Here is a 23,521-nt window from a genome sequence, read left to right as displayed (position 1 = left end):
CCCGCGCCCGATACAGGTGTCAAGAATAATTCGTAATTTATGTGTAGTAGGCTGGCGGGCGTGAGCTACCGCTACGAGATCACACAGGCAGTCGTGCGGCAGGGCATCATCGCGATCGTTCGCACCGCGTCCGCCGCCACCGCCGTCGAGGCCGCCGTTCCGTTGCTGGACGCGGGTCTCACGTCCCTCGAACTGCCGCTGACCAACCCCGGTGCGCTGGAGGCGATCCGGCAGTTGCGCGCGGACTACCCGTCGGCGGTCATCGGCGCCGGTTCCGTGCTGGACGAGACGTCCGCTGTCGCCGCGGTGCGCGCCGGGGCGCAGTTCCTGGTGGCGCCCAACCTGAACGTCGCCGTGATCCAGGCCGGGCACCGGTACGGCGCCGCTGTGCTGCCGGGTGCCGGGTCGGTGTCCGAGGTCGTGCAGGCGCTGGAGGCCGGGGCGGACGCGGTGAAGGTGTTCCCCGCACCCACGCCTCAGTGGGTGCGCGACGTGCTCGCCGTGCTGCCCTACGCGCCGCTCGTGCCGACCGGCGGCGTCGCGCCGGCTGACGTCCCGACGTGGCTGGAGGCCGGGGCGGTGGCGTGCGGGGTCGGATCGGCCCTCGCCCGCACGCCCATCGAGGAGATCAAGGCCCTCATTCGCTCCTGAGCACGACCACGTCGGCGTCGTTCGACTGAGACCAGTCGAACGGCAGCCCGACGTGGGTCAGGTGCGCCGCCGAGTAGACCTGACCGCTCTCGTCCACATAGGACTGCGCCGTCAGACCCCGCAGCCTCACCCTGGACGACTGGCCGGGCACCATCGGCACGCCGGTCAGCGAGCCCGTGTTCCAGGCCAGCACGACGATCCGGTCCTCGGCCGAGTACTGGATCGCGTCGTTCAGCAGGTGTGCCTCACCGCCGTGCACGACGTCACGGACGTCCTTGTAGCGGGCGATCAGCGAGGCTGCCTCGAAGCGTTCCTCTGCCGACCAGTGCCGCACGTCCGCGCCGATGCCGAGCACACCGGCCATGGCCAGCACGAACCGGAACTTCAGCGAACGCGGGCGCGCGTCGAAGAAGCCGGGAGCGTCCGTGACCCACGACGACATCAGGTGCGGGGCGTGCATGTGCAGGAAGCCGTGCTGGATCTTCAGCCGGTCGAGCGGGGCGGTGTTGTCGCTGGGCCACACCACGTCCACCTTGCCGGTGGTCGCCAGGTCCGTTCGGCCGCCGCCGCCCGCGCAGCCCTCGACCAGCACGTGCGGGTGCTTCTCGCGCAGGTGGTCGAGCACGCGCCAGTAGTTGCGGACGTGGGCGTCGTCCTGGTCGAGCGGGCGTTCGGTGGCGGGGCGGTTCATGTCCCACTTCAGGTAGCTGATCCGGTAGTCGGTCAGCAGTCTGTCCAAAGTGGAGACGACGAACTCGTGGACCTCGGGCAGGCCCAGGTTGAGCAGCATCTGGTTGCGGATGAGCGTGGGCTCGCGGCCCTCGGTGCGGTAGACCCAGTACGGGTGTTCGGCGTAGAGCTGCGACTTGGGGCTGACGCACTCGGGTTCGACCCAGAGGCCGAACTCCAGGCCCATCCCCCGGACGTCCTCGACGAACGCGCCGAAGTCCGGCGACTCCGGGTACCAGTCGCCGAGGCCGCCGGTGTCGTCGTGACGGCCGACGAACCAGCCGTCGTCCACCACGAAGAGTTCGACGCCCAGGTCGGCGGCGATGCGGGCCAGCTCGCGCTGCTTCGGCAGGTCGACCTCGAAACCCGTGGCCTCCCACGAGTTGTAGAGCACGGGCTTGCGGGCCGGCCTTGAACGAAGCCGGTCGTAGGCGTGCCAGACGCGCGCCAAGCCGTCCGTCGAGTACGCCAACGCCAGTTCCGGGGTCGTGAAGGTCTCTCCCGGTCCGACCACGACCGGGCCGAGCATTCCGGCACGCACGCGCGTGAGTCCGGAAGGCTCGACCTCGGCCGTGATCTCCCAGGAACCGGACCACGCCAGCGACACGCCCCACGTGTCGTCCACGGACAACCAGGGCGCGTAATTGTGCCCGGGAACGCCGTAGGAGCTGCCGATTCGGAACCCGCCCGCGGGCAGGGAGACGTGGTCCAGCTGGAACTCGCGAGCCCACTCACCGTGCAGAAAGGACAGCCGGGGCTCCCGGACGGGCAGGCACACACCCGCCGAGCCGATCCTGGCGAGACGAACCGATTCGTCTCGCAGGTTGGTCACCTCGACCCACCGCGACAGCACGTCGACCGCGGTTTCCGGCCGATAGCAGAGCACGGTGCGCAGGCCGGCGACCTCGTCGACGAAGGCCAGCCGCAGCACGCCGTCCGACTCGTCCGCGCCCTCGAACGTGCACCACGAGTCGCCGTCCAGTTCGAGGTCGGCGCCGGTGAACGGGCGCTCGCCGCGCGGCGCGTACTCGACCGGCGCCGCGTCGGCCTCGGTGATGAAGTGGATGTCGCCGAGGTTCCTGAGAGGCGACGGGCCGGTCTCGACGCCGTGCGGGCCCCAGGCCACGAGCTCGGCCCAGCGTCCGCCCGGTTCGACGGCCACCGTGTAGGAGGTGGTGGCCATCCGGAGGGTCCAGGTCATTTGACTGCTCCCACAGCGAGTCCGGAGATGAAGTGCCGCTGGAACCGCAGGAACACCGCCACGGTCGGGATCGCCGCGATCACCGAACCGGCCGCGATCACGTTCCAGTTGGAGACGTACTGGCCCTGCAACGCGAGCAGCGCCGGGGTCACCGGCATCACGGCCGAGGACCGCAGCACGGTGATCGCCCACAGCAGGTCGTTGAAGATCCAGGTGAACGCCAGCGCGGCCAACGCGGCCAGGGCAGGCCTGGTCATCGGCAGCACGATCCGCCAGAAGATCTGCACGGGACCGGCGCCGTCGATGGTGGCGGCCTCCTGCACCTCGTTCGGCATGGCGCGCATGAAACCCTGCAACACGAACGTGTAGAAGCCCAGCCCGAAGCCGACCTGCACCACGATCAGCGCGAAGAGCGTGTCGTAGATGCCGAGCAGTTCGGTCAGCTTCGACACCGGCACGAGCAGGATCTGCGGAGGCAGCAGGTTGCCCGCGAGCATCAGCAGGATGATCGAACGCCGGCCGGGAATCTCGAAGCGGCTCAACGCGTACGCCGCCGCCGCGCTCAGTGCGAGCGAGAGGAACACCGTCGGTACCGTGACGAGGACGCTGTTCCACATGGCGCCCGCGCCACCGTTGGTCCACGCGTCGGCGAACCCGGCGAACGTGAACGACCGGGGCACCGACGCGAGGCCGTTCGCGGCGATGTCGTCGAAGCTTCGGACCGCCGTGACGAGCACGGCGACGATCGGCAGCAGCCAGAGCACGGAGATCGTGCCCGCCACGGCGTGGAAGACGCGATTGGACATCAGTTCTCCCGGAACGCGCGGACGAGGTAGGTCACGATCACGCCGAACGCCAGCACGAAGATGACGACGGCGAGTGCCGATGCGTAGCCGAGCTTGAGCGACTGGAACGCGGTCGAGTACATGTAGGTGCTGAGCAGCTCGGACGAGTGGTAGGGACCCCCGCGCGTCATCGACCACACCACGTCGAACGACCGCAGCGAGTCGATCACGATCACCGACAGCACCACCGAGTTCACCGAGCCGAGCTGCGGCCAGGTGATGTGCCGGAACTTCTGCCAGGCCGTGGCACCGTCCAAAGTGGCCGCTTCGTAGAGCCCGGGGTCGATGCCCTTCAGACCGGCCAGGTACAGCACCATGACGTACCCGACCTGCCGCCACAACGCCGGCACCAGCACCGCGTAGAGCGCCGTGTCCGGGTCGGCCAGCGGGCTGCTGTCGAAGATCCCGCCGGGCTGGTAGAGCACCTGCCAGATCAGCGAGGTGGCGACCAGCGAGAACACCACCGGCACGAACAGCGCGGCCCGGTAGACGCCGACACCGCGGCGTTCCTTCTGCAGCAGCACGGCCATGCCGAGGCCGCCGACCGCGGACAGCCCGCCGAACAGCACGAGCCAGATCGCGGTGTTGGTGACGGCGGTGTGGAAGACCGGGTCGTCGATCATCCTGGCGTAGTTGTCGAGCCCGACGAACCGGGGCGGCGAGACGCCGTCCCAGTTCGTCAGCGCGAGCCAGAACCCCTGCAGCGCGGGCCAGAAGACCCAGAACCCCTCCACGAGCAACGGGATGAGCACGAACAACAGCAGGATCGGAGGGACCCTGGTGAAGCTTCTGGTCATGCTGGTCATGTCAGGACGACCACACCTGCTCGGCGGCCTTCTGCCACGTCGTCAGGATCGTGTCCAGCTGGTCGGGCTGCTGGAGGAACTTGATCAGCGCGGCGTCCGCGGTGGGCTGCAAGGCGTCGCTGGAGTCGCGGTTGAAGAACTGGGTGATCTCCGCGGCCTCCTTGAGGTGCTGGCGGCCCTTCGTGACCAGGGGCGTGCCGGAGTCCTTGGCGTTCGGGTGCGTCGGCAGGACCGTGCCGGACGAGGCCTTGATGTAGGCCTCCTGCCCCTCGGCCGTCGCCGCGTAGGTCAGGAACTCCTTCAGTTCCTTGACGTGCGGTGACTTGGCGCTCGCGAAGAAGCCGTCGGTCGGGCCCTCCTCCGCCAGCGGCACGTTCGGGTCGATGATCGGGAACCGGAAGAAGTCGATGTCGTCGATCGCGTCCTTCGGTGCCGCGTCGGCGAAGAACGCGCCGGTGAGCAGCATGCCCGTGCGGCCTTGCAGCATCGCGGTCGTGGCCTCCTGGAAGCCGATCGCGGTGCCGTTGGGGTCGGTGTAGGGCAGGACTTCACGCCACGGCGTGAAGATGGCCTTCACCTTGGGGTCGTCGAACTTCTGCTTGCCCGCGAGGAGCTCGCGGTGGAAGCCGGCCCCGTTGATGCGGATGTTGAAGTAGTCGAACCAGCTGGACGCGGTCCACGGCGAGTCCGATCCCGCGCCCATGCCGAGCGGGATCACACCCTTGCCCTGCAACGTCTTGCACAGGTCGACGAACTCGGTCCAGGTCTTCGGCGGGGTGACGCCCCACTTGGCGAAGTTGGACTTGCGGTAGAAGAAGCCCCACCAGTAGTACGTCGTCGGCACGAACACCTTGCCGCTCAACGTCTTGAACGACTGGGGGTAGTCGCCCATGGTCTGCCAGACGTCGCTGATGTCGAGCAGCAGCCCCTTCTCCTCGTACCCCTTGAGCAGTGCACCGGGGTACCAGGTGAAGAGGTCGGGCGGGTTGGCCGAGGTGAGGTAGCTCGGCAGCTGGGTCCGGAAGGTCTCGGAGGCAACGGTGTTGACCGAGGCCTGCGCACCCTTCTTGTCGTTGAACGCCTTCACCAGTGCGTCGATCGCCGCTTTGGCAGCAGGCGCCGAGAGGTTCGACTGGATCGTGGCCGTGCCCGCAGCCTGGGTGACCGGGCCTGAGGACGCCGAGGTGGCGCAGGAAGCCGTGCCGCTGACCAGCAACCCGGCTCCCGCGGCAGCGGTGACGCGGAGGAAGTGACGCCTGTCCATGGCGGACAGATTGCGCGCAGGTCATGATCATGTCAAGAATAATTCATAATTTATGATGTGCCGTATGCTCTCGGGTCATGAGCGAGAAGCGGCTTCGTGGCGTGCACGGCCAGACCGTCGAGGCGCTGGCGGGCCGGATCCTGGCCGGCGAGATCGGCGAGGGCGACACCCTCGACCTCCCGGCGTTGCGCGAGGAACTCGACGTCTCACTGACCGCGCTGCGCGAGGCCCTGAAGGTCCTGTCCGCCAAGGGCATGATCGACGCCAGGCAGAAGCGCGGCACGTTCGTGCAGCCGCGCTCGTCGTGGAACCTCCTCGACACCGACGTGATGCGCTGGCAGACCCAGGCCAGCAACACCGACCACAGCCTGTTCGACGAACTCACCGAGATGCGCGTGATCGTCGAACCCGCGGCGGCCCGCCTGGCCGCCGAACGCGCCTCGGCCGCCGACATCGAGGCCCTCGGCGCCGCGCTGGAGCGGATGGCGTCGGCGCGCGACCTCGCCGCGACCGTTCGGGCAGACCTGGAGTTCCACAGGCTCCTGATGGGGTCCACGCACAACGCGTTCCTGACGCACGTCGAGCGGATCATCGCGATCGGGCTGGCCGAGCGGGACAAGCTCGTGCACGGGAGCGTGGACGACGATCCGGTGCCGTCGCACCGGGCCGTGCTGGACGCGATCTCGGCTCGTGACCCCGAGGCGGCCTACGAGGCGATGCGGGCGCTGGTGGACAAGTCCGGGGCGGATCTCGATCGCCTGCGCTGACGTCCATCTGTTCTTAATCGATACGACACCATCGGGTCTCGCTTCAGCGGTTGTGAAAGACATTCACGTCCGTCAGCATCGGGCTTCATGCGCCTGATCACGCTCGCCGCCGCCGTCGCGCTGACGATCTCGGTCGCCACCCCGGCGGTCGCGGCCCCTGCTGCCCCGAGGATCGCCACCTACAACGTCTTCATGCTGTCGCGGAACCTCTACCCGAACTGGGGACAGGTCGCCCGCGCCGACCTGATCGACAGCACCGGAGTGCTGAACGGCCAGGACGTCGTCGTGCTCAACGAGGCCTTCGACAACGCCGCCTCGGACCGGCTGCTGGCGAACCTGCGCGACACCTACCCGAACCAGACGCCGGTGCTGGGCCGCAGCCGGGCCGGGTGGGACGTGACGAGCGGCAGGTACAGCGACTCGACGCCGGAGGACGGCGGTGTCGCGGTGCTGAGCCGGTGGCCGATCACCACGCGGGTCCAGCACGTCTACCGGGACGGGTGCGGCGCGGACTGGTTCTCCAACAAGGGGTTCGCGTACGTGCGGATCGAGGCGCCGACCGGGCCGCTGCACGTCATCGGAACGCACATGCAGGCAGAGGACTCGACCTGCACCAGCGCGCCGGGCGGCTACCGGGCCAGGCAGCGGGCCGAGATCAAGGCGTTCCTGACGGCGCGGAACATCCCCGCCTCCGAACCCGTGTACGTGGCGGGCGACATGAACGTCATCAAGGCGAGTGCCGAGTTCCCGCAGATGGTCGCCGAACTGGGTGCGCAGACGCCTGAGGTGGGCGGGCATCCCTTCTCGTGGGACTGCGCGGACAACAGCGTCTGCCGCGACCAGTACGGGCCGGAGTACGCGTCCGAGCACCTCGACTACGTGCTGACGGTCCAGGGGCCGGTGCTGCGCAACGAGACCCGGCGGGTGAAGAGTCCTGAGTGGTCGATCTGGTCGTGGGGGCGCAAGTACACCTTCAACGACTTCTCCGACCACTACCCCGTGTTCGCTAGCTGAGCGCGGGCGCGACGGTCAGGCCGAGTTCGGGCATGCCCAGCCAGTCCAGGGTGGCGCCCGACTCGGCCAGTTTGATCCGCACGGCGTAGACGCTGAGCAGCAAGGCCTGCAACGAGTCCACGCCGTACGCGGCGGCGATCTCTTCGTCGCCGATCTGGTGTGGACACTCCCAGTCGCCGTTGTCGCTCAACGGGTCCGGGCGGGGGGCACCGAACCGGATCACCACCTCGAAGGGTGATCCGTCCGGTGCCCTGCCCTCGATCTGCCGTTCCGCGACGACGACGCCCAAGTCCATGCGACTCAGCCTAGCGCGCTCACCAGCCGCTTCGCCTGGACGACGGACTTGCTGGAACCCTTGCGGGCCGCCACCTCCGCGAGGCCGTCGACGGTGCCGCCCGGCTTGAGCTGCTGGGCCAGTTCGACCGCGAGCTCGACCAGGTCCGCGACCCTGTTGTGCGACCAGGCCTTCGGCAGCGCGGTCGTCAGCAGGTCCCAGATCTGGGACGCGGCGCCGGAGCGTGCGGCGTCGCGCAGGCACGGGACCACGCGGTTCAGCGCCAGTTCGCCTCGTTCCAGCAGCAGGCCGACGACCTCGCCCAGTGCCTTGCCGTCGAACTGGTCGCGAGCGGCGAGGACGAGCAGGGCGTCGACCGCGTTGGCGCGGCCGACCGTCGCCTCGGCACCGAGGCCGTACGCGAGCGCCAGGTGCGAGGCGACGCCCATCGGGCCGTGCGCCTCAGCGAGTGCGGGCAAGACCGGGCCGTCGTCGCCCTTCGACTCGCGGCGGTTCGCGAGGTGGGGCACGAGGTGTGCGGCGATCACCTCGCGTTGCACGGGCAGGACGGCGGGCCACCACTCGATCATGACGCCCCACTCGTTGTGGCCGTACCAGTGCTTCTCCGGGTCGGGCAGGCCTGGCGAGAGCGTCACGAGCAGGCGCTTCTCCGTGACCGCCGGGCTGATGTAGCCGTAGCGCGTCTCGCGGGTGCGTTCGACCAGCTCGACCACCGGATCGGTCAGGTCGGCGAGCCAGTCGCGCAGCAGCCGGCCCGCGTTGCCGGTCAGCGACGCGAAGTCCTCAGGGCGGGTGTCGCGCGGCAGCCGGTGGTAGGCCTGCCTGAGGTCACGCGGCCACGGTTCCCAGTCCTCGGCGTCGGCCTTCGCGAGGCGTTCGAGCAGCGTGGCGGGGTCGAGCAGACCGGACACCTCGGTCGGGGTCGACACCAGGGCCGGGCGCGGTGACTTGACCAGGCCCTTGGCGATCTCGTGCAGCCGCTTGGCGAGCTGCTCGCTCACCGAGCCCATCTCGGCGCGTTTGAGCTGCTTCATCCACGTCCTGGCGGCGTCCATCGCCGACTCGACCGGGCCGATCGGGGTCATGGGCTCGGACACGGCGGCAATGATCGAGATGAACACCGACCAGCTGTCGCGCCGGGCGTGGTCGGGGTAGGTCTCGTAGGCGCTGCGGTTCTTGATCCACGGGTGTTTGTCGTAGATCGGCTCGAACGCCTTCGCCACCGCTTCCCTGTCCTGCCAGGCGAACCGGACCACGGACTCGATGATCCGCTCGGCGGTGACCGGGTCGACGTGGCCTGCGTTGCGGCCGAACAACGCCCGTACCTCACCGGTCAGTTCGTCGAGCGTGGCGATCGGGTCCGGCCACGGGCGCGGTGCGAACGGTGCGAGCGCGGCGACCTCCTCCGCGACGGTCTCGACGCCGAGTTGAGCGGCGAGGTCGGCGGGCAGCTGCTCGGCCAGCGCCGGCAGTTCGGTCCTCGTGGCGTCGCTGACCTTCGACTGGTGCTTGGCGATCAGCTTGACCGCCTGGCCGCGCACGTCGTCCGACTCGTGCGCGAACAGCTCCGCCACGGCGAGCACGACCTCGTCCGGAGTGGACTTCGCGTGCTTGCCGAGCCAGGTGAGCTGGGCGCGGATCAGCTTCTTCTCGGTGCGGCCGAACACCCACCGGCTCGCGTCGGCGAGCAGGTCGAAGTCGAGCCTTCCCGCCTCGTCCAGCGCCTTCAGCCGGTCCTGCGCGAGGGTGGCCACCACAGACCGCGAGTCGGGCAGCATCGCGACGTAGTCCCGTGCGTGCTCGGCGGTTTCGTCCAGCGTCACGTCGAGAATCTTGTGCAGCGCGAGGAAACCCTCCATCTCCTTGGCGCTGCCGCCCTGCTGGAGCCGGGCGAGGCAGCCGTCGAGGAGTACCTTCCGGTCCGCTCGCTCGTGCAGGAACTGCGGCCACTGCCAGATGTTCGCGAAGATCGACCCGGCGCCGACGACCTCCAGCATGCGCGGGATCAGCGCGTCGAAGGCAGGACGCCAGCGCGTGTGGCCGCCGAAGTCCATGAACGCCAGCAGGAACCCGTCGGAGTCCGGTGGGTCCTCCCCGCAGAACTCCAGCACGATCCGCAGCAGGTCGTGGCGGCCGGGTTCGCGGGTCGGCATCCTGGTGGCGATCCTGGCGACCAGGTCCGGCAACCACGCGGGGTCGCGCTGCCGCAGCACGTCCAGCGCCTCGAGCGTGCCGTTCTCCTGGCTCATGCGGTGCCACCAGATCTGGTAGCGCACCAGCCACGGCGCGAGCGTGGACGGGTTGGGCAGCAACCCTATGCCCGCGATGTGCATCGCCGGGTGGTGGTCCCAGTTCCGGCCGGACGCACGACGCGCCTTCTCGTACGCCACGAGGTCGGCGGCGCGTTCCTTGCGTTCCTCCGGGGTGAGGCTCTTGAGCACCTCCCCGAGGGCGAGCAGCTGGCCCGTCTCGATCAGCGCCTGGATCCGTTCGAAGCTCACGCCTTCTCCCCCAATGCGCTCACCAGGCGCTTCGCCTGCACGACCGCCTTGCTCGATCCCTTGCGGGCGGCGACCTCCGCGAGCCCGCCGACGGTGCCACCTGGCTGGAGCAGCTGCGCCAGTTCGACCGCCAGCTCGATCACGTCCGCCACCCGGTTGTGGGTCCAGAGTCGCGGGAGGGCGGTGGTCAGCGAGTCCCAGATCTGGCGTGCGGCACCGGAACGCGCCGCGTCGCGCAGGCCGGGCACGACCCGGTTCAGCGCGAGGTCACCGCGTTCGAGCAACTGTCCCAGCAGGTCGCCGAACGTCCTGCCGTCGAGCTGGTCGCGGGCGGCGAGAATCAGGATCGCGTCAACGGCGTGGGCGCGGTTGACGATCAGTTCGGCGCCGAGGCCGTAGGACAGCGCGAGGTGCACGGCGGGACCTGCCGGGCCGTGGGCCTCGGCGAGCATCGGCAGGAGCGGGCCGTCAGTGCCCTTCGAGGCCGTCCGTGCCCGCAGGTGCGGGACGAGGTGAGCGGCGGCGACCTCCCGTTGGACGGGCAGCACGGACGGCCACCACTCGACCAGCGGGCCCCACTCGTCGTACTCCCGCAGGGACTGCTCCGGCTCCTCCAGGCCCGGGGTGACGGTCGCGTACAGGCCGGTGTCGGCGATGTCGTCCGAGTACCGCCAGGAGTACCGGTAGCCGCGCTCGGCGATGGCGATCTCGGGCTCGGTCCTGTTCGCCAGCCGATCGCGCACCTCGGCGGCCGCCTTGCTGGTCAGCGACGCGAACAGGGCGGGGTCCGTGTCACGCGGCAGCCGCTGGACGGCCTGCCGCAGGTCGCGCCGCCACGGTTCCCAGCCCTCGGCCTCGGCCCTGGCCAGGCGGCCGGCCAGCACCACGGGGTCGATCAGGCCGGACATCTCGGTGGGCGTCGAGACCAGGGCTGGCTTCGGCAGGCGGATCAGGCCTCGCGCGATCTCGTACAGCCGCTTGGAGAGCTCGTCGGCGACTCCCCCGATGCTCGTGGTGCCCGGCCGTTCCCACTCGTGGTCGAAGTCCACTTCGGACTGCGCCTCCAGCGGGTGCGGCGTGCCGCGCCCGGCGAGAACGGCCTGGACGAACTCGGCACGGGGGTTGCGCCGCGAGCGGTCGTACCAGGGCGCCTTCTCGTAGAACGGCAGGATGGCCTTGGCGAGCGCTTCCCTGTCCTGCCAGGCGAACCGGACCAGTGCCTCGATGATCCGTTCCGCGGTCGACGCTTCGAGGTAGTCGGAGTTGCGGCTGAACGCGGCCAGCAGTTCCCCGGTGAACTCGTCGAGGGTGGCGATCGGCTCGGGGAACGGCCTGGGCTCGAACGGAGCCAGTTCCACGGCTTGGTCCTGGGAGGTGGTGCCGCCCAACTGCTGTGCCAGATCGCCCGGCAGTTGCTCGGCCAGGGCCCGGACCTCGGCCTGCGTCGCGTCGCCGGCGTTGCCGAGGTGCTTCACGATCAGCTTGACGGCCTGGCCGCGCAGGTCGTCCGACTCGTGCGCGAACAGCTCCGCGACGGTCAGCACGACCTCGTCCGGGTTCTCCTTGGCGTGCTTGCCGATCCACGCGAGCTGGGCGCGGACGAGCTTCTTCTCGGTGCGGCCGAACACCCACCGGCTCGCCTCGCACAGCAGCTCGAAGTCGAGCCTTTCCGCTTCGTCCAGCCGTTTCAGCTGCTCCTGGGCGAGCGCGGCGACCGTCGATCGCGAGTCCGGCAGCATCGCGACGTAGTCCCGCGCGTGGGTCGTGATCTCGTCGAGAGTGACCTTCATGGCCTCGTGCAGGCCCAGGAAACCATCGATCTCGCTGGGCGTTGCGCTCTGTTGAAAGCGGGCGAGGCAGCCGTCGAGGAGCACCTGACGGTCAGCTCTCCCGCGCAGGAACTCGATCCACCCCCGCCGGGTGGTGCCGAGGATCGCTCCGGCGCCGACGACCTCCAGCATCCTCGGGATCACCGCGTCGTAGGCGGGCTTCCACCTCGTCTGCGCCTCGGAGTCCATGAGGTGCAACAGGAACCCATCCGAGTCCGGCAGGTCGTCGCCGCAGAACTCCAAGATCACCGTGGTGAGGTCCTGCCGCCAGCGGTCCCGCGTCCGCATCCTGGCGGCGAGCCTCGTGACCAGGTCCGGCGTCCAGGCGAGGTCACGGTGTCGCAGCACGTCAACGAGTACGTCGACGCCGTTGTCCACCTCGTCCCCGTAGTGCTGGAAGATCCGGTGGCGGACCAGCCACGGCGCGAGAGCCGACGCGCTGGGCAGCAGGCCCGCGCCCGCGACGGAGAGCGTCTCCTCGTCGTCCCAGCGACGATCGCCCACCCGGTGCGCTTTCTCGTACGCGATCAGGTCCTTCGCGCACGCCTTGCGTTCGTCGGGCGTCAGGCTCTTCAGGAGTTCGCCGAGCGCGCGCGTCTCGTCCGACTCGATCAGGGCCTGGACTCTGTCGAAGCTCACGCCTTGCCCCTGACCATGTCCGCGGCCAGCACGTGCTTGCACTTGCCGCGCCCGCCGCGGTACTCGGCCCACCACTGGCAGGTGCAGGCCTCACCGTTGACGCGGTAGTCACCGACCAGTGCGGTGTCGCCGTCCCAGCTGACCGCGTTCTGCTCGACGAGCGCCTTCGCGTTGCGCAGCCTGGGGTTCATGGCCTGGATGTCGGCGCCGCCGTACGGGAGTTCACGGTGGAAGTACGACGCTTCGGCGAGGTCGTAGCCGACGCGACCGGACGTGCCGAGCTGTGCCAGCGCGTCCTTGACCCTCGCCGGGGTGAGGCCGGAACGGTCGGCCAGGTCCGCGATGTCCACGCGGGGTTCGAAGTCGAGGAGGGCGCCGACCAGTTCGGCGTCGGTGTCGGCGTCTCCGGCCGCGAGACCGTCGAGGACGGCGCCCTCACCGGACAGGCCTCGGGTCACCTCGGGCGAGAGGACCAGGGTCAGACGTTGCGAACCGAGGTCGACCTCCCAGCCGCTCGCCACGGGCTTGCCGTCGGCGGGCGGCCCGTAGAGGCGGACGGCTTTGGCGAAGCGCAGCAACGGGATCAGGGTCTCCAGGCGGTTCGGGCCCGCCAGGCAGACGGCGTTGGCCGAGGCCGTTCCGCTGAGCCGCAACGACTTCCCGGACGGCACCGCCCACACCGCCGCGCGTCCCTTGGGCAGCGTCTTGAGGAACCGCTGCGCGTCCATCGGGGCGAGTTCGGCCTTCAGGTCGAACTTCGAGGTGAGGACCTGGGTCTCGGCGAAGCCGCGCAGCCAGCGCGGTGGCAGCGGGACCTTCTTCTCCACGACCGCGCCGTCGAGCGTGCCGACCTCGACCTGGTCGGGGCCGACCGTGAGGTGCAGCGGGTCGCCCTTCGTGACGCGGGCCAGGGCGCGGCGCAGCGGCTCGTTGACGTCGACGTTCGTGGTGCCGCGGTCGTGGACCTCGCCGTCGAGGGCGTCGCCCAGCACGTCCAGGCGCGCGTAGACGCCGCAGCAGCCCGAGAACGACTCGAAGCGCAGCCGGTCGCCGTTGCAGGTGACGACCGGGTCGCGGAGACGTTCGGTGGTGGGCTGGAAGTAGCGGGTGCCCGCGATCTTGGCGATGGCGAGCAACGCCGTGGCGGCCTGCTGCGAGTCACCCAGGAAACCGGTGAAGAAACGCGGGTTCGGCGCCCTGCCGCCGGAGGTCTGCAGTCCCAGGGCGTGTCGCGTCTCGTCCAGCCGGGAGTCGGCGACGTAGGCGTACGAGTGCATCGCGCCACTCTAGGGAACAGACGTTCGACTCGGCGGCGGTTTGATCAAAGGTATCGGCGCAACAGGTCCTCCTCGGTCTCCCTGCGCACGATCGGCCTCGCGACCCCGTCCCTGACGGCGATGACCGGCGGCCGGCACACCTGGTTGTAGTTCGAGGCCAGCGCGTGGTGATAGGCACCCGTCGCCGGGACGGCGAGCAGGTCACCGGCGTGCACGTCCTGCGGCAGCAACACGTCCTCGGCCAGCACGTCGCCGGCCTCGCAGTGCCTGCCGACGACCGTCACCGGCTTGGGCTGCCCTCCGCGACCGACCAGGCGGACCGCGTACTTGGCGCCGTACAGGGCCGGTCGGGGGTTGTCGCTCATGCCACCGTCGACGGCCACGAACGTCCGCGCTGATGTTTTCACCGCGCACACCCGGTACAGCGTCACGCCGGCGTTCGCGACGATCGACCGTCCTGGCTCGATGAGCACGCGTGGCGGCGGCACGCGGTGCAGCGCGCACTCGTAGTTGAGGGCAGCGGTGATCCGGTGTGCGAACCCCGCGAGGTCGAAGTCGCTGTCCCCCTGCAGGTACGGCGCGCAGAAGCCGCCGCCGAGGTCGAGCTGCTCGATCCTGGTGCCGCAGGACGCGATCAGGCCGACCATCCGCCGCACGGCCTCCTCGTAACTCGCGACGTGCCTGACCTGCGAGCCGATGTGGCAGTGCAGGCCCACGAGCTTCAGCGACGGCTGTTCGACCACGCGCAGGACCGCTTCCAGGGCGGCGCCGGACGCCAGCGAGAAGCCGAACTTCTGGTCCTCGACGCCGGTCGCGATCTTGGCGTGCGTGTGGGCGTCGACGCCGGGCGTCACCCGGATCATGACCTCCTGGCCGTGCGTCGCCAACGCGCCCAACTGCGCGATCTCGTCGAGCGAGTCGACGACGATCCGGGAGACCCCGTACTCCAGCGCGGCTTTCAGGTCCTCGGCGGTCTTCACGTTGCCGTGCATGATGATCCGCCGCGCCGGGAAGCCCGCGGCCCTGGCCAGTGCGAGTTCCCCGGCCGAGGACACGTCCAGGGACAGGCCTTCCTCCGCCATCCACCGGTAGACCTCGGGGCAGGGCAACGACTTGCCCGCGAACACGACCTCCGCGTCCGGCAGGGCGGCGCGGAAGGCCTGTGCCCTGCCGCGGACCGTCCGTTCGTCCAGGATCTGGCACGGGGTGCCGAACCGGGCCGCGAGCTGCGTGGCCGGGAGTCCACCGATGACCAGGTCCTGGCCGGCGAGGTGCGTGCCGTCCGGCCAGAGACCGTCCTCCAGCACCGGTTCGGTGGCGCATCCGATGCTGGGCAACAACTCGGCGAGTGTCATGCGTCCAGCACACGCCTGGCGGCGGTCCGTGCCCAGATCCCGGACGAGACCCTGACACGGGTGGCCGCCACCTTGACGCGATCCTGACGATCACGGTGGCGGGGGCCACATCAGTGCGGGCAGCACCCCATCGGCGTCGCCGGCACCTCCACCGGTTCCTGTGCCGCGGCCTCGATCTCCCGGAGGATCCGCGCGCGGTCGGCCGGGCCGAGGTACCGGCCCCGGCTGACGACGGAGTGGACGCGGCTGACGTTCGTGATGTCCCGCAACGGGTCCGCGTCCAGCACGACCAGATCCGCCTGCTTGCCGGGCGTGACCGTGCCCGTCTCGTGCTCCAGGCCGAGGCAGCGCGCGGCGTCCCGGGTGGCCGCTTGCAGAACAGCCATGGCCGAGAGCCCGGCCTGCGCCAGGAGCGCGAGTTCGTCGTGCAGGGAGAAACCGGGGAAGACGTACGCGAACCCCGCGTCCGTGCCCGCGACGACGCCGACTCCCGCCTCGTGCATCTCTCGCAGCAGGCGCATGCGGGCGTCGCCGAACTTCCGCAGTTCGGCCACTTCCTCCGGCGTGCGCGGCTGGCGGCCGGCCATGATCGCCTGCCACTGCTCGCGCAGGCCCACCGGGATGTAGCGGATCCGTTCGAGGGCAGCCGGATCGTTCGGGAGGGTCTCGGGTGAGAGGTTCATGTTCCGCTCGACGAACAGCGTCGGCGACTGCCAGGTGCCCTGCTCGACCATGGCCGCGAACAGCTCGCGGGCGCGGGCCGGTGAGTGCGTGGCGACCGCGGCTCGTTCCATCCGGCCCGCGTGCCGGCCCCACCAGTTCGGGTCGGCCATGTCGTCGGGCATGGCGCGAAGCTGGGCGTAGAGGGCGTCGGCGTTGTCCGAAGTGGACGTGAACAGGTTGTACATGTGTTCGTGGGTGTGCTGCGCGAGCGCGTCCTGCACGGGCACGCGGGCCGGAACGTGGCCGGCGAACGGGATCCTCAGCCTGCGGGCTTCCTCGGCGATGGCGGCGTGGCACTCCGGGGACAGGAACGAGTAGACCTTGACGAAGTCCGCTCCCCCGTCCTTGGCCCTGCGCACGGCGGCGCGGGCCTCCTCCGGGGTCCGGACGATGTCCGAGCCCGGCCAGATGGCGGCGGGACCGTCGACGATGGCGCTGGCGATCACCATGCGCGGGCCGAGGATCTCACCGGATTCGATGCGCCGGCGCGTGGCGTGGACTTCGGGCAGGCCCATCATCTCGCGGATGCCCGTGACGCCTTGGACGACGTGCAGTGGTGCGACGGTGTCCTCGTAGTACGTCGCGTGGGTGTGCATGTCCCACAGGCCTGGGATCACGTACTTCCCGGTCACGTCGATCACCCGCACGCCGCGCGGGATCTCCCGGTGGCGGCCGGCGGCCAGGATCCGGTCACCAGCCAGGACGATCGTCGCGTCGCGGACGGGCGCACGGCCGGTGCCGTCGATGAGCGTCGCCCCGCGCAACACGGTCACGCCGCTCGCCGCCATCGCGGGTTGCCCCACGACACCCAGCGCGACTGCTCCGAGCGCGCCTTTCCCCAGCCAGGACAACACGTCCCGGCGCGCCAGATCCCCCACCGCTCCACCTTCCCCCGAAGTCCCCTGCCGCCAAGCTAGCGACTTCGGGGTGGTGGAGCAGTAGGGCTGACCCCCGTTCTACGGTCGGGTCCACACCGCCACGTAGTCGACCAGCATCGGCCTGCCCGGTGTGGTCTGCGCGGTCGGCGTCGCCCGTCCCGCCACGCCGTTCGGGAACGCGCCACCCACCGCCACGTTCAGCAGGACGAAGTAGCCCTGGTGCGAGGTCATGTTGTTCCACGAGGTGGCGTCCATCTGGTTCTGCCGCACGCTGTGGAACTGCTGGCCGTCGACGTACCACCGCAGCTGGTTCGGGCTGACCGACCGGTCCCACTCGAAGCGGTAGGTGTGGAACGCGGACTGGCAGGTGCTGCCGGGGCAGGCCCGGGACGCGCCGAGGCCGTTCGTCTCGTTGCACGGGCCGCCGGGGTTGACGCCGCAGTGCAGCACGCCCCAGACGCTGTTGATGCCGTTGACGTTCTCCATGACGTCGAACTCACCGATGCTCGGCCAGTTCCAGTAGTTGCCGCGGTACGGCGAGCCCAGTGCCCAGAACGCCGGCCAGTAGCCCAACGCGGCCGCGCCGGTGACGTTCGGCATCTGGATGCGGCCCTCGATGCGCAGGATGCCGCCCGCCGGTGCCTTGAAGTTCGAGCGACGGGTCTCGATGCGCGCCGAGGTCCACTCGCCCGACCCGGACCGCAACGGGGTGATGCGCAGGTTGCCGGAGCCGTCGAGGGCGAGGTTGGCGCGGTCGTCGGTGTAGCGCTGGATCTCGCCGGTGCCCCAGTTGCCGGGGCCGCCGGGGTAGCCGTGGCCGGTGTCGACGATCCAGTTGTTCCCGTTCGGTGCGGTGTTGTTCGCGCCGGTGAAGTCGTCCGACCAGGCCAGGGACCAGCCCGTCGGGGTGGGCGGGACCGCTGCCTGCGCGATGCCGGAGAGCGGGAGGATCAAAGCCAGTCCCAGCAGGGCGCGCGTGAGTTTTCGAGCCACGATGATGACCTCTCTGTCACGATCGCACGGCAGCGGAACTCCATGGAAGCGCTCTCACGGTCTCGCGTCAACCTCACACCTCGAAGCGGTACCCCATTCCGGGCTCGGTGATGAGGTGCCGCGGGTGGGCCGGGTCGTCCTCCAGCTTGCGCCGCAACTGGGCGAAGTAGACGCGCAGGTACTGGGACTCGTTGACGTGCATCGGGCCCCACACCTCCTGCAGCAGCTGCTTCTGCGACACGAGCCGGCCGGGGTTGCGCGCCAGGATCTCGACCAGGCCCCACTCGGTCGGCGTCAGGTGCACTTCGTGGCCGTCGCGGCGCACCTTCTTCACCGCCAGGTCCACGACGAACGACGACGTCTCGACCACCGGATCGCCCGCCTCCCGCGCGAGGTCGCGGCGCACGGCCGCGCGCAACCGGGCCAGCAGCTCGTCCATGCCGAACGGCTTGGTCACGTAGTCGTCGGCACCCGCGTCCAGGGCCTCGACCTTGGCCGACGAGTCGGTGCGCGCGGACAGCACGATGATCGGGATCGTGGACCAGCCGCGCAGCCCGGCGATCACGTCCACGCCGTCGATGTCGGGCAGGCCGAGGTCGAGCACGACCACGTCCGGCTTGCCCTCAACGGCGACGCCCAGCGCGGACTTGCCGTCGTAGGCCGTCATCACGTCGTATCCGCGCGCGCTGAGGTTGATCCGCAACGCGCGCACGATCTGCGGTTCGTCGTCCACTACCAGCACTGACGTCATCCGGAAGTCTCCTCGTAGGCGGGCAGCGAAATGACCACGGTCAGGCCGCCGCCCGGGGTGTCCTCGGCACTGATCTCCCCGCCCATGGCCGCGGTGAAGCCCTTCGCGACGCTCAGGCCGAGCCCGACGCCCGGTGTGGCGGAGCGGTCGCCGAGGCGTTGGAACGGCGCGAACACCTTGTGCCCCGCCTTCTTCGGCAGTCCTGGGCCGTGGTCCACGATCCTCAGCTCGACGTGGGAGCCGTGCGCGCTGGCCCGGACCGCCACGTCGGACCTGCCGTGCCGCACCGCGTTGTCCACGACGTTCGCGACGACCCGTTCCAGCAGTCCCAGGTCCGCCAGCACCGGCGGCAGGTGCTCGTCCACCACGACGGAGACGGTGTGCCGGTCGTCGACACCGGCCAGCGCCCGAGCGACCGCCTCGTAGTAGCTGACGGGCCGCAGCACCGGTTCCACGGACCCGGTGGCGAGCCGCGACGAGTCCAGCAGGTTGTCGACCAGCCCTGTCAACCGGTCCGCCGACTCCTCCACGGTCGCCATCAGCTCCGACACGTCCTCAGTGGACAGTGGCAGCGAGTCGTCACGCAGGCTGCCGATCGCCGCTTTGATCGACGTCAGCGGCGTGCGCAGGTCGTGCCCCACGGCCGACAGCAACGCCGTGCGCAGCTCGGTCGTCTCTACCTTGCGGTGCGCGTCACGCGTCTCGTCGGCCATTCGCTGCTGCCGCAACGCCATCAGCGCCTGTCCGGCCGCCGCTTCCAGCACGCGCTGGTCGCTCGCGGGCAACACCCGGCCGCGGAGCGCCAGGTGGATGTCGGACGTCACCATGACGTCCGCATCGGCCTCGTCCGGTTCGTCGCACGGCCGCGGTCCCACGCACGCGACGCGTTCCCAACCGCCTGCGCGGCGTTCGAGCAGCGCCACCGACTCCAGGCCGAAGTTCACCCGGATCTTGTCCAGCAGCCGCGCCAACGGGTACGGACTGGTGAGCACGGTGCGGGAGTAGGAGGCCAGCAGCGCGGCCTCCGTCCTTGCCCGCGCGCCCTGCTCCCCCAGCCGTGCCGCCCGGTCGACGGTCAGCGCCACGACCGTCGCGACGATCACCATGGCGGCCAGCGTGATCACGTTCTCCGGCGACCGCACGGCCAGGCTGTAGTAGGGCTCGGTGAAGAAGAAGTTCAGCAGCCCGGCGCCGAGAACCGCGCAGAACAACGCGGGCCCCAGTCCGCCCGCGATCGCCACCATGCACGTGACCAGCAGGAACGCCACCAGGTCGGTGGAGAAGTCCAGCTCGTCGCGCCACAGCATGCCGAGCCCCGTGACTGCGGCCGGCAGCACGAGCGACAGTCCCCAGCCGGTCAGGCGTCGTTTCAGCGACAACGGGTCGGTCGCGACCTTCCAGCGGAGACCGCGCCGCGCCTCGTCGTGCGTGACCATGTGCACGTCGATCGCGCCGGACTCCTGCACCACGGCGGCGCCGATGCCCTCGTCGAACGCCCGCGCGACCCGTGACCTGCGCGAAGTCCCCAGCACGAGCTGGGTGGCATTGACGCCGCGGGCGAACTCCAGCAACGCCGTCGGCACGTCGTCGCCGACCACCGAGTGGAAGGTCGCGCCAACGTCCTCGGTGATCTTGCGGGAGCGGGCGATGTGCTCGGGCGTCACGCCGGACAGCCCGTCGCCACGCATCACGTGCACGACGAGGAGTTCCGCGCCCGCCCGCACCGCGATCCGGCGCGCCCGGCGGATCAGCGTCTCGCTCTCCGGCCCGCCGGTGATCGACGCGACGACCCGTTCCCTGGTCTCCCAGGTGTCGGTGATCTCCTTCTCGCTGCGGTAGCGCTGCAACGCGACGTCGACCTGGTCCGCCACCCACAACAACGCCAGTTCGCGCAACGCCGTCAGGTTGCCGAGCCGGAAGTAGTTGCCCAGCGCGGCGTCGATCCGGTGCGCCGGGTAGACGTTGCCGTGCGCCAGCCGCCGGCGCAACGCCTCGGGCGTGAGGTCGATCAGCTCGACCTGTTCTGCGCGGCGGACCACCTCGTCCGGCACGGTCTCCCGTTGCCGCACACCGGTGATCCGCTCCACGACGTCGTTGAGCGACTCCAGGTGCTGGACGTTGACCGTGGACAGGACGTCGATGCCCGCTTCGAGCAGCTCCTCGACGTCCTGCCACCGCTTCTCGTTGCGCGAACCCGGCGCGTTGGTGTGCGCGAGCTCGTCGATCACCGCGACCTCCGGCCCGCGGGCCAGGATCGCGTCGACGTCCATCTCCTCGACCTCGAGGTCGCGGTGCCGGATCACCTTGCGCGGCAACACCTCCAGGTCCTTCAGCAGGGAGGCGGTCTTGTCACGGCCGTGGGTCTCCACGAGTCCGACGACCACCTCCGTGCCGCGCTCCCGGCGCCGGTGGGCCTCGCCGAGCATGGCGAAGGTCTTGCCGACGCCGGGAGCGGCGCCGAGGTAGATCCTCAGCTCACCCCGGCGACCGTCAACGGGCGCTGTCGACGGCACGGTTCAGCGCAGTCACGTTGACGGTGGTGGTGAAGGTGCCGTGAGTGTTGGCAGCGACCAGCTCGCGGACCTTCTCCACCGGCAACCCGGACGCGCGCGCCACACGAGGCACCTGCAACGCCGCGTACTCCGGGCTGATGTGCGGGTCGAGGCCGGATGCCGACGCCGTCACGGCGTCCTGCGGAACCTGGCTCTCGGGCACGCCTTCGCGTTGCGCGATCTCGGTCGTGCGCTCGGCGATGACCTTGGTGTAGTCCTCGTTCAGCTCGCCCTTGTTCGACCCACCGGACGCCGGCAGCGTCGCGGCGGACGGCCTCGGCACGAAGTACTGGTCGCCTTCGCGGGTGACGGCGACCAGCGTCGTGTCGGTGGCCTCGGCGTTGGCGTGCAGGCCGGGAATCCGCGACACACCCCACACCGACAGCGGGTAGAGCACCCCGAGGAGCACCGTGAGTGCGAGCAGGATCCGCAGACCCGCCCACGACTGCTTCAGAAAGTTGTCCATGGTTCAGCCGATCCCGGGGATGAGTCGCACGAGCAGGTCGATCAGCCAGATCCCGGCGAACGGCGTCACGACGCCGCCCAGGCCGTAGATCAGCAGGTTGCGCCGCAGCAGCGCCGACGCGCTGGACGGCCGGTACCGGACACCCTTGAGAGCCAGCGGGATCAGCGCCACGATGATCAGCGCGTTGAAGATCACCGCCGACAGGATCGCGGACTGCGGCGTGGCCAGGTGCATGATGTTGAGCTTGTCCAGCGCCGGGTAGATCGCCGCGAACATGGCAGGCAGGATCGCGAAGTACTTCGCCAGGTCGTTCGCCACGGAGAACGTCGTCAGCGCACCACGCGTGATCAGCAGCTGCTTGCCGATCTCCACGATCTCGATGAGCTTGGTCGGGTCCGAGTCGAGGTCGACCATGTTGCCGGCCTCCTTCGCGGCCGACGTGCCGGTGTTCATCGCGACGCCGACGTCCGCCTGGGCCAGCGCGGGCGCGTCGTTCGTGCCGTCACCGGTCATCGCGACGAGCCGTCCGCCCTCCTGTTCCTTGCGGATCAGGGCCATCTTGTCCTCGGGCTTGGCCTCGGCGAGGAAGTCGTCGACACCCGCCTCCGACGCGATGGCCTTGGCGGTCAACGGGTTGTCGCCGGTGACCATGACCGTCCGGATGCCCATGGCGCGCAGCTCGGCGAAGCGTTCCTTCATGCCGGGCTTCACGACGTCCGAAAGCCTGATGACGCCGAGGACCTGGCCGTTCTCCGCCACGACGAGCGGAGTGCCGCCCTGCGAACTGATCTCGTCCACGATCTCGCGGGCCGTGTCGGTCAGCTCGAACGCCGACGCGGCACCCTTGCGGATGATCCGGTCGCCCAGGTCGATGCCGGACATGCGGGTCTGTGCGGTGAACGGCACGAACTCGCCGGTCTTCTCGTGCTCGCCGGCGGGTTGCCCGCCCGCGAGTTCGAGGATGCTGCGCCCTTCCGGGGTGTCGTCGGCCAGGCTCGCCAGCCGTGCGGCCGCCACGAGCGTGTCGTGGGAGGTCGGGCCGACCGGGATGAACTCGGTGGCGCGCCGGTTTCCCCAGGTGATCGTGCCGGTCTTGTCGAGCAGCAACGTGTCGATGTCGCCGGCGGCCTCGACCGCCTTGCCGGACGTGGCGAGCACGTTGCGCTGCACCAGCCGGTCCATGCCGGCGATGCCGATCGCGGACAGCAACGCGCCGATCGTCGTCGGGATCAGGCAGACCAGCAGCGCGGTCAGCACGACCACCGACTGCTCGCCGCCGGAGTAGATCGCGAACGGCTGCAGCGCCACGACCGCGAGCACGAAGATGATCGTCAGCGTGGACAGCAGGATCGTCAGCGCGATCTCGTTCGGCGTCTTCTGCCGTTCCGCGCCCTCGACCAACGCGATCATGCGGTCCACGAAGGACTCACCGGGCTTCGTCGTGATCCTGACGACGATCCGGTCCGACAGCACCGTCGTGCCACCCGTGACCGCGCACCGGTCGCCACCCGATTCGCGGATGACGGGCGCGGACTCGCCGGTGATCGCCGACTCGTCGACGGTCGCGATGCCCTCGACCACGTCACCGTCGCCGGGGATGACCTCGCCGGCCTCCACGACCACCAGGTCGCCGATCTTGAGCTCGGTGCCGGCCACGACGTCGCCGTTGAGCATCCGGGCGACGGCGTCCTTCTTGGTCTTGCGCAACGAGTCGGCCTGCGCCTTGCCGCGTCCTTCCGCGACGGCCTCGGCGAGGTTCGCGAACAGCACGGTGAACCACAGCCACAGCGCCACCGCGACGGTGAACACGCTCGGGTCGGTCGCCGCGAACACGGTGACCAGCAGCGAGCCCACCCAGACCACGAACATGACGGGACTGCGCAGCTGGTGACGCGGGTGGAGCTTGCGCAACGCCTCCGGGATCGCCGCGGCGATGCTGGGCTTGGCAGGTGTCTTCTCCTGTGCCACAGCCGGTTTCTGAAGTG

At 69.8% G+C, this 23,521-nt stretch carries 18 protein-coding genes; 3 read left to right on the top strand and 15 right to left on the bottom strand.

Translation table 11 applies throughout. The annotated features are described in order from the left end of the window. The first annotated feature begins 60 nt into the window (after positions 1 to 60). Positions 61 to 651: a bifunctional 4-hydroxy-2-oxoglutarate aldolase/2-dehydro-3-deoxy-phosphogluconate aldolase gene (locus ACIQF0_RS08105; RefSeq protein ID WP_401025970.1), complete on the top strand. Its 591-nt coding sequence runs from the start codon at positions 61 to 63 to the stop codon at positions 649 to 651. Here ACIQF0_RS08105 and ACIQF0_RS08100 read toward each other — a convergent pair. From ACIQF0_RS08100 to ACIQF0_RS08085, 4 genes are read right to left on the bottom strand one after another with little or no spacing between them, the layout of a single operon-like run. Next, positions 638 to 2,581: an alpha-galactosidase gene (locus ACIQF0_RS08100; RefSeq protein WP_401025967.1), complete on the bottom strand. Its 1,944-nt coding sequence runs from the start codon at positions 2,579 to 2,581 to the stop codon at positions 638 to 640. The genes ACIQF0_RS08105 and ACIQF0_RS08100 overlap by 14 nt on opposite strands. Beyond that, positions 2,578 to 3,387 (bottom strand): carbohydrate ABC transporter permease, encoded by an 810-nt coding sequence (locus ACIQF0_RS08095; RefSeq protein ID WP_360029640.1) that lies wholly within the window; start codon positions 3,385 to 3,387, stop codon positions 2,578 to 2,580. The genes ACIQF0_RS08100 and ACIQF0_RS08095 overlap by 4 nt, the downstream gene beginning before the upstream one ends. Continuing rightward, entirely contained in the window at positions 3,387 to 4,223 is an 837-nt protein-coding gene (locus ACIQF0_RS08090; RefSeq protein ID WP_360029639.1) for a sugar ABC transporter permease, read from the bottom strand. The genes ACIQF0_RS08095 and ACIQF0_RS08090 overlap by 1 nt, the downstream gene beginning before the upstream one ends. Positions 4,224 to 4,233: 10 nt before the next feature. After that, on the bottom strand, positions 4,234 to 5,496 hold the full coding sequence (locus ACIQF0_RS08085; protein ID WP_401025963.1) for an ABC transporter substrate-binding protein: 1,263 nt from the start codon (positions 5,494 to 5,496) through the stop codon (positions 4,234 to 4,236). Positions 5,497 to 5,573: 77 nt separating this feature from the next. Between ACIQF0_RS08085 and ACIQF0_RS08080 the strand changes: the two genes are divergently transcribed. Continuing rightward, the gene (locus ACIQF0_RS08080) at positions 5,574 to 6,263 is read left to right on the top strand and encodes a FadR/GntR family transcriptional regulator (protein ID WP_401025961.1); all 690 of its coding nucleotides are present in this window, start codon (positions 5,574 to 5,576) and stop codon (positions 6,261 to 6,263) included. Between the two features lie 87 nt (positions 6,264 to 6,350). Further along, entirely contained in the window at positions 6,351 to 7,277 is a 927-nt protein-coding gene (sph, locus tag ACIQF0_RS08075; RefSeq protein ID WP_401025958.1) for a sphingomyelin phosphodiesterase, read from the top strand. On the opposite strand, the gene ACIQF0_RS08070 is transcribed toward sph, so the two are convergent. From ACIQF0_RS08070 to kdpB, 11 genes are all read right to left on the bottom strand, one after another. Next, positions 7,270 to 7,572, bottom strand: a complete 303-nt coding sequence (locus ACIQF0_RS08070) for a DUF6968 family protein (RefSeq protein ID WP_401025955.1) — start codon at positions 7,570 to 7,572, stop codon at positions 7,270 to 7,272. The two genes, sph and ACIQF0_RS08070, sit on opposite strands and share 8 nt — an antisense overlap. Positions 7,573 to 7,577: 5 nt before the next feature. Beyond that, positions 7,578 to 10,073 (bottom strand): DUF6493 family protein, encoded by a 2,496-nt coding sequence (locus ACIQF0_RS08065; protein WP_401025952.1) that lies wholly within the window; start codon positions 10,071 to 10,073, stop codon positions 7,578 to 7,580. After that, the gene (locus tag ACIQF0_RS08060) at positions 10,070 to 12,541 is read right to left on the bottom strand and encodes a DUF6493 family protein (RefSeq protein ID WP_401025950.1); all 2,472 of its coding nucleotides are present in this window, start codon (positions 12,539 to 12,541) and stop codon (positions 10,070 to 10,072) included. Before ACIQF0_RS08060 ends, ACIQF0_RS08065 begins: the two co-directional genes overlap by 4 nt. Next, complete coding sequence (locus ACIQF0_RS08055) at positions 12,538 to 13,818, bottom strand: SWIM zinc finger family protein (RefSeq protein WP_401025947.1); 1,281 nt, start codon at positions 13,816 to 13,818, stop codon at positions 12,538 to 12,540. The genes ACIQF0_RS08060 and ACIQF0_RS08055 overlap by 4 nt, the downstream gene beginning before the upstream one ends. Before the next feature lie 44 nt (positions 13,819 to 13,862). Further along, on the bottom strand, positions 13,863 to 15,173 hold the full coding sequence (gene lysA / locus ACIQF0_RS08050) for a diaminopimelate decarboxylase (RefSeq protein WP_401025944.1): 1,311 nt from the start codon (positions 15,171 to 15,173) through the stop codon (positions 13,863 to 13,865). Positions 15,174 to 15,283: 110 nt separating this feature from the next. After that, a complete protein-coding gene (locus ACIQF0_RS08045; protein ID WP_401025940.1) occupies positions 15,284 to 16,774 on the bottom strand; it encodes an amidohydrolase family protein in 1,491 nt (496 codons plus the stop codon). Positions 16,775 to 16,852: 78 nt separating this feature from the next. Continuing rightward, the gene (locus ACIQF0_RS08040; protein WP_401025938.1) at positions 16,853 to 17,767 is read right to left on the bottom strand and encodes a glycoside hydrolase family 16 protein; all 915 of its coding nucleotides are present in this window, start codon (positions 17,765 to 17,767) and stop codon (positions 16,853 to 16,855) included. A gap of 73 nt (positions 17,768 to 17,840) precedes the next feature. After that, entirely contained in the window at positions 17,841 to 18,518 is a 678-nt protein-coding gene (locus ACIQF0_RS08035) for a response regulator (protein ID WP_401025936.1), read from the bottom strand. Next, positions 18,515 to 21,031 carry a DUF4118 domain-containing protein gene (locus ACIQF0_RS08030; protein ID WP_401025933.1) on the bottom strand — a complete coding sequence of 839 codons (2,517 nt, stop codon included), beginning with the start codon at positions 21,029 to 21,031 and terminating at the stop codon, positions 18,515 to 18,517. The genes ACIQF0_RS08035 and ACIQF0_RS08030 overlap by 4 nt, the downstream gene beginning before the upstream one ends. Continuing rightward, the gene (locus ACIQF0_RS08025) at positions 21,009 to 21,536 is read right to left on the bottom strand and encodes a potassium-transporting ATPase subunit C (protein ID WP_401025930.1); all 528 of its coding nucleotides are present in this window, start codon (positions 21,534 to 21,536) and stop codon (positions 21,009 to 21,011) included. The genes ACIQF0_RS08030 and ACIQF0_RS08025 overlap by 23 nt, the downstream gene beginning before the upstream one ends. Before the next feature lie 3 nt (positions 21,537 to 21,539). Beyond that, positions 21,540 to 23,504, bottom strand: coding sequence for a potassium-transporting ATPase subunit KdpB (gene kdpB / locus ACIQF0_RS08020; protein ID WP_401027752.1), 1,965 nt, complete (start codon positions 23,502 to 23,504; stop codon positions 21,540 to 21,542). Positions 23,505 to 23,521 lie beyond the last annotated feature (17 nt).

Origin of the sequence: Lentzea sp. NPDC092896 (assembly GCF_044754905.1) — a bacterium.
GTDB lineage: Bacteria > Actinomycetota > Actinomycetes > Mycobacteriales > Pseudonocardiaceae > Lentzea.
The sequence above is the reverse complement of the archived record's forward strand: the minus strand, read 5'-3'. Positions and strand labels throughout refer to the sequence as shown.

What these genes read in the sequence shown, in the direction of transcription:
- sph (WP_401025958.1), top strand. Translation starts at nt 6,351, where the DNA reads ATGCGCCTGATCACGCTCGCCGCCGCCGTCGCGCTGACGATCTCGGTC.
- ACIQF0_RS08100 (WP_401025967.1), bottom strand. Translation starts at nt 2,581, where the DNA reads ATGACCTGGACCCTCCGGATGGCCACCACCTCCTACACGGTGGCCGTC.
- ACIQF0_RS08095 (WP_360029640.1), bottom strand. Translation starts at nt 3,387, where the DNA reads ATGTCCAATCGCGTCTTCCACGCCGTGGCGGGCACGATCTCCGTGCTC.
- ACIQF0_RS08090 (WP_360029639.1), bottom strand. Translation starts at nt 4,223, where the DNA reads ATGACCAGAAGCTTCACCAGGGTCCCTCCGATCCTGCTGTTGTTCGTG.
- ACIQF0_RS08055 (WP_401025947.1), bottom strand. Translation starts at nt 13,818, where the DNA reads ATGCACTCGTACGCCTACGTCGCCGACTCCCGGCTGGACGAGACGCGA.
- ACIQF0_RS08035 (WP_401025936.1), bottom strand. Translation starts at nt 18,518, where the DNA reads ATGACGTCAGTGCTGGTAGTGGACGACGAACCGCAGATCGTGCGCGCG.
- ACIQF0_RS08070 (WP_401025955.1), bottom strand. Translation starts at nt 7,572, where the DNA reads ATGGACTTGGGCGTCGTCGTCGCGGAACGGCAGATCGAGGGCAGGGCA.
- ACIQF0_RS08085 (WP_401025963.1), bottom strand. Translation starts at nt 5,496, where the DNA reads ATGGACAGGCGTCACTTCCTCCGCGTCACCGCTGCCGCGGGAGCCGGG.
- lysA (WP_401025944.1), bottom strand. Translation starts at nt 15,173, where the DNA reads ATGACACTCGCCGAGTTGTTGCCCAGCATCGGATGCGCCACCGAACCG.
- ACIQF0_RS08025 (WP_401025930.1), bottom strand. Translation starts at nt 21,536, where the DNA reads ATGGACAACTTTCTGAAGCAGTCGTGGGCGGGTCTGCGGATCCTGCTC.
- ACIQF0_RS08080 (WP_401025961.1), top strand. Translation starts at nt 5,574, where the DNA reads ATGAGCGAGAAGCGGCTTCGTGGCGTGCACGGCCAGACCGTCGAGGCG.